General features: G+C 71.5%; 1 protein-coding gene. It reads left to right on the top strand.

The features are described 5' to 3' along the window. On the top strand, window positions 1-6,332 hold a 6,332-nt coding region (locus tag IEZ19_RS48880), incomplete at both ends, for a non-ribosomal peptide synthetase (RefSeq protein ID WP_189317815.1).

The following is a 6,332-nucleotide window of genomic DNA, read 5'->3' as shown; positions in this document are numbered from 1 at the left end:
CGGCGAGATCGAGGCCGTGCTGTCGGCGCGTCCGGAGGTGGCGCAGGCCACGGTGATCGCGCGTGAGGACACGCCGGGCGACAAGCGCTTGGTCGCCTACGTGGTGCCGGCGGACCAGGACGCCGACGCCCTGGACGGGGACCGGTTGCGAGCAGCGGCCGCGTCGCGGTTGCCGGAGTACATGGTGCCGGCTGCGTTCGTCACGCTGGCCGAGCTGCCGTTGACCGTCAACGGCAAGCTCGACCGCAGGGCCCTGCCCGCGCCGGAGTACGCCACGGGTGCGGGCCGGGCCCCGGCCACCGTGCAGGAGGAGATCCTCTGCGCGGTGTTCGCCGAGGTGCTGGGCGTGGAGTCGGTCGGGGTCGACGACAACTTCTTCGAGCTGGGCGGGCATTCGCTGCTGGCGGTGCGCCTGACCTCACGGGTGCGTGCGGTTCTCGGCGTGGAGGTCGAGGTACGGGCGTTGTTCGAGGCGCCGACCGCGGCCGGGCTCGCGGCGCGGCTGGCCGAGGGCGCGGGGCGGGCCCGCAAGGCGTTGACGGTGGTGGAGATGCGGCCCGAGCGGGTGCCGTTGTCGTTCGCCCAGCGGCGGCTGTGGTTCCTGGACCAGCTGGAGGGGCCGAGCCCGACGTACAACATTCCGGTGCCGCTGCGGATGAGCGGTGTGGACACCGCGGCGCTGGGTGCCGCGTTGCGGGACGTGATCGGACGGCACGAGTCCCTGCGGACGGTCTTCCCCGCCGTGGACGGTGAGCCGTACCAGCGGATCCTCGACCCGGCGGACCTGGCTTGGGAACTCGAGGTCTCTCAAGCCGCGCCCGAGGATCTGGCGGACGCCGTGGGACAGGCGTCGCGGTACGCGTTCGATCTGTCGAGGGAGCTGCCGATCCGGGCGTGGCTGTTCGAGGCCGGCCCCGAGGAGCAGGTGCTGCTGGTGGTCATGCACCACATCGCCGGAGACGGCTGGTCCCGTGGCCCGCTGGGCCGGGATCTGTCGGCGGCGTACGCGGCGCGGCTGCGTGGCGAGGCACCGGAGTGGGAGCCGCTGCCGGTGCAGTATGCCGACTACAGCCTGTGGCAGCGGGAGTTGCTGGGCGAGGAGTCCGACCCCGACAGCCTGATCGCGGCACAGGTCGGCTACTGGCGGCAGGCGCTGGCCGGCGCGCCGGAGGAGCTGGCGCTGCCGGTGGACCGCTCACGCCCGGCGGTGGCGAGTCACGTGGGGCACCCGGTGCCGGTGCGGGTGTCCGCCGAGGTGCATCAGCGCCTGGTGGAGCTGGCACGGGCCGAGGGCGTCACGATGTTCATGGTGGTGCAGGCCGCCCTCGCGGTGACCCTGTCGCGGCTCGGCGCGGGCACCGATGTCCCGATCGGATCCGGTGTGGCCGGTCGCGCCGACGAGGCGCTCGACGACCTGGTCGGCTTCTTCATCAACACGCTGGTGGTCCGGACGGACCTGTCGGGTGATCCGGAGTTCCGTCAGGTGCTGGCCCGGGTGCGGGAGACGAGTCTCGGGGCGTTCGCGCATCAGGATGTGCCGTTCGAGCGGCTGGTGGAGGAGCTGGCGCCGCAGCGGTCGATGGCCAGGCACCCGCTCTTCCAGGTGTCGCTGACCCTGCAGAACGTCGAGCGGGCCGGGCTCGAGATGCCCGGTGTGCGCACGGGCGGGGGCGCCGGCGTTGACGGCGCCATGACGGCGTCGGTGAAGTGCGACGTGGATGTGATGGTCGGGGAGGTCTACGACGAGGACGGCCGTCCGGCCGGGCTGCGCGGGTCCGTCATCGGGGCCGTGGATCTGTTCGACGCCGATTCGGTGGAGGCACTTGCCGAGCGGTGGAGCCGGGTCCTCGAGCTGGTGACCGCGGCGCCCGACATCCGGCTGAGTGCCGTGGACGTCCTGCGACCCGATGAGCGTGAACAGCTGCTGCGCGGAGGGAACGCCTCGCCGGTCGAGCTGGTGGGCTCGTCGGTGGTGGAGCTGTTCGAGGCACGGGTGGCTGCGGCCCCGGGTGCCGCGGCGGTGGTCGGCGACGGTGTCGAGCTGTCGTATGCGCAGGTGGACGTGGCGGCCAACCGTATGGCGCACTATCTGCGCGGGATCGGTGTGGGCCCGGAGTCCGTCGTGGGTCTGTGCGTCCCGCGTGGGGCCGAGTTGGTGACGGCGATCCTGGCGGTGTGGAAGGCGGGGGCCGCGTATCTGCCGATCGACGCCCGGCAGCCTGCCGAGCGTATCCGGTTCATGATCGCTGACAGCGGTGCGTCAGTGGTGCTGACCGGCGGTTCGGACGCGGTGCCGGCGGACGCGCTGAACGGGGTGGCCGTGGTGCCGCTGGATGCCTGGCAGGTACGTGACCGGATCGACGCCTGCCCAGAGACCTCGCCCGACTTCACGGTTGGCGCCACCGGACTGGCGTATGTGATCTATACGTCGGGCTCGACGGGCCGACCCAAGGGCGTTGCGCTCACCCATGCCGGAACGGTGAACCTGGCGACCGCGCAGATCGAGCGGTTCGCGGTCGAACCCGATGCGCGGGTGCTGCAGTTCGCGTCGAGCGGATTCGACGCCGCGACGTGGGAGGTGCTGATGGCGCTGGGCGCCGGGGCCGCCTTGGTGGTGGCGTCGGCGGAGGAGCTGAATCCGGGTGGTGGGCTGGCCGAGGTGGTGGCCCGTCATGGGGTGACGCACGCGACGCTGCCTCCGGTGGTGCTGGGGGCTCTCGGCGCCGCCGATCTGGACTCGGTGACCACGCTCGTGTCTGCTGGTGAGGCACTGGACGCGGCGTTGGTGGAGCGGTGGGCGCCGGGGCGTCGGCTGATCAATGCGTACGGTCCGACGGAGATCACGGTGTGCGCTTCGATGTCGCAGCCGCTTGTTCCTGGGGACGTGCCGTCGATCGGCACGCCGGTCGCCAACGCCCGCTTGTTCGTGCTGGATGCGGCGCTGCAGCCGGTGCCGGCAGGAGTCGCGGGCGAGCTGTACGTGGCCGGTGCGGGGGTGGCGCGCGGGTATGTGGGCCGCCCCGGGTTGACGGGCGAGCGGTTCGTGGCCTGCCCGTTCGGATCTGCGGGCGAGCGGATGTACCGGACCGGGGACCTGGCCAAGTGGACGACGGACGGCCGGCTGATGTTCGTAGGGCGCGCCGATGAGCAGGTGAAGATCCGCGGCTTCCGGGTCGAACTCGGCGAGATCGAGGCGGTGTTGGGCGCACACCCCGAGGTGGCCCGGACCGCGGTGCTGGCACGTGAGGACACTCCGGGTGACAAGCGTCTGGTCGCCTACATCGTCCCTGCCGATGATGCCGACGGCGCCGGGATCGACGGGGAAGGTGTGCGGGAGTTTGTGGCGTCCCGTTTGCCGGAGTACATGGTGCCGGCCGCGTTCGTCACGCTGGCCGAGCTGCCGCTGACCGTCAACGGGAAGCTCGACCGCAAGGCCCTGCCCGCGCCGGAATACGACACCGGGACGAGCCGCGCCCCGGCCACCGTGCAGGAGGAGATCCTGTGCGGGGTGTTCGCCGAGGTGCTGGGGCTCGCGTCGGTCGGCGTCGATGACAACTTCTTCAAGCTGGGAGGCCATTCGCTGCTGGCGGCGCGCTTGACCGCACGGGTCCGCGCGGTGCTGGGCGTGGAGGTCGGGCTCAGGACGCTGTTCGAGGCGCCGACGGTGGCCGGACTCGCGGCCCGCCTGGGCGAGGGCACGGCGCAGGCTCAGCTGCCGCTGCGGGCGAGGACGCGTCCGGAGCTGGTGCCGTTGTCCTTCGCGCAACGGCGGCTGTGGTTCCTGGCGCAGCTCGAAGGCCCGAACCCGGCCTACAACATCGCGGTGCCGATCCGGCTGAGCGGTGTCGACGCCGCCGCGCTGGGCGCGGCGCTCCGGGATGTGATCGACAGGCACGAGTCGCTGCGCACGGTGTTCCCGGCCGTGGACGGCGAGCCGTACCAGCGGATCCTCGATCCGCGGGAGCTGGACTGGGAACTGCGGGTCACCCAGGTGGAGACCGGCGAGATGGACGACGCCGTGGTGCGGGCGTCGCAGCATGCGTTCGACCTGTCGGCGGAGCTGCCGATCCGGGCGTGGCTCTTCCGGTCCGGTTCCGATGAGCAGATGCTGGTGGTGGTCGTGCACCACATCGCGGGCGACGGTTGGTCGATGGGCCCGCTGAGTCGGGACCTGTCGGCGGCGTACGCAGCGCGGCTGCGGGGTGAGGCACCCGACTGGGAGCCGCTGGCGGTGCAGTACGCCGACTACGCCCTGTGGCAGCGGGAGTTGCTGGGCGAGGAGTCCGACCCTGACAGCCAGCTGTCGGCGCAACTGGAGTACTGGCGGGGGACGTTGGCCGGCGCGCCGGAGGAGCTGGCGCTGCCGGTGGACCGGGCACGCCCGGCGGTGGCCAGCCATCGCGGGCATGCCGCGCCGCTGCGGGTGACCGGCGAGGTGCATCAGCGCCTGGTGGAGCTGGCGCGGGCTGAAGGCGTGACGGTGTTCATGATCCTGCAGGCCGCGCTGGCGGTGACGGTCTCGCGGGTGGGGGCAGGGACGGACATTCCGATCGGGTCGCCGATCGCGGGGCGCAACGACGAGGCGTTGGAGAACCTGGTCGGTCTCTTCCTGAACACGCTCGTGGTCCGGACAGATCTGTCCGGTGAGCCGGAGTTCCGCGAGGTGTTGGGACGGGTGCGGGAGGCCAGCCTGGGCGCGTTCGCGCATCAGGACGTGCCGTTCGAGCGGCTGGTGGAGGAGCTGGCCCCCGAGCGGTCGATGGCTCGGCATCCGTTGGCGCAGGTTGTGCTGACCATGCAGACCACCGGAGACGCGGCCCTGGAACTGTCCGGCGCCCGCACCTCCGGCGGAAACACGCAGCAGAGCGGTGAAGCCACGGCCTCGGTGAAGTTCGACGTATGGGTCGCGCTCGGCGAGGTGCATGATGCCGAGGGAGCGCCGGCGGGGCTGCGCGGCGGGATAACGCTGGCCGCGGACCTGTTCGACAAGCCGGCCGCCGCCCGGTTCGCGCAGTGGTTCACCCGGGTGCTCGAGGCGGTGGTGGCCGCCCCGGACATCGCGGTGCGTGAGATCGAGGTGCTCGATGCGGATGAGCGGGACCGTGTGCTGGTGCGGTGGAACGACACCGCGGCGGCGGTGCGGGACTCGTCCGTGGCCGGGATGTTCGAGGAGCGGGTGCGGGCGGTTCCGGATGCCGTGGCGCTGGTGGCCGGTGGTGCCCAGGTCACGTATCGGGAGCTTGATGGCTCGGCGAATCGTCTGGCGTGCCATCTGCGTGATCTGGGTGTGGGCCCGGAGTCGGCGGTGGGGTTGTGCCTGCCGCGTGGCGTGGAGATGGTGACCGCGATTCTGGCTGTGTGGAAGGCGGGCGCGGCGTATCTGCCGATCGACGAGCGGCTGCCCGCGGAGCGGGTGGCGTTCATGCTGGCCGACAGTCGGGTGCAGCTGGTGCTGGGCACCCAGGAGGCGCTGGACGACCTCCCGGTCGGCAGGGTGCGGATGGTCGCCGTCGACGACCCGATGACCGCTGCGCTCCTCGATGGTTATGGGGAGGCGTCGCCCGGTGTGGTGGTGGACGCGGCCGGGTTGGCGTACGTGATCTATACGTCGGGGTCGTCGGGGGTGCCGAAGGGTGTGGCGGTGACGCATGGGTCGCTGGCCAACTATGTGTCGTCGGTGTCGGGGCGGTTGGGCTGGGATGTGCCGGGGGCGCGGTATGCGCTGTTGCAGGCGCAGGTGACCGACCTCGGGAACACGGTGGTGTTCGCGAGCCTGGTCTCCGGTGGTCAACTGCACGTGCTGGATGCGGAGTTGGTGACAGATCCGGTTGCTGTGTCCGGGTATCTGCGGGAGCAGCGGATCGATGCGATGAAGGTGGTGCCGTCGCATCTGGCGGCGTTGACGGCCGCGGTGGGTGTCGAGGCGTTGCTGCCGGCCGGGTCGGTGGTGCTGGGTGGTGAGGCGGCGCAGGTCGACTGGACGGCGCAGCTGCTGGCGGCGGCCGGTGGCCGGAAGGTGTTCAACCACTACGGTCCGACGGAGACCACGGTCGGGGTGGCGACCGGTGAACTGACCGCGGAAGGGATGGCTGCCGGGGTGGTGCCGATCGGTACGCCGATCGCCAACACCCGGCTGTTCGTACTCGATGGGACGCTGCAGCCGGTGTCGGTCGGAGTGGCGGGCGAGCTGTACGTGGCCGGTGCCGGGCTGGCGCGCGGGTATGTCGGCCGTGCGGGCCTGACCGGTGAGCGGTTCGTGGCCTGCCCCTTCCCGACCGATTCCGGGGAGCGCATGTACCGCACCGGCGACCTGGCCAAGTGGACGTCGGACG

It is taken from the genome of Streptomyces brasiliensis, from assembly GCF_014647875.1.
Classification (GTDB): Bacteria; Actinomycetota; Actinomycetes; order Streptomycetales; family Streptomycetaceae; genus Streptomyces; species Streptomyces brasiliensis.
The sequence above is the reverse complement of the archived record's forward strand: the minus strand, read 5'-3'. Positions and strand labels throughout refer to the sequence as shown.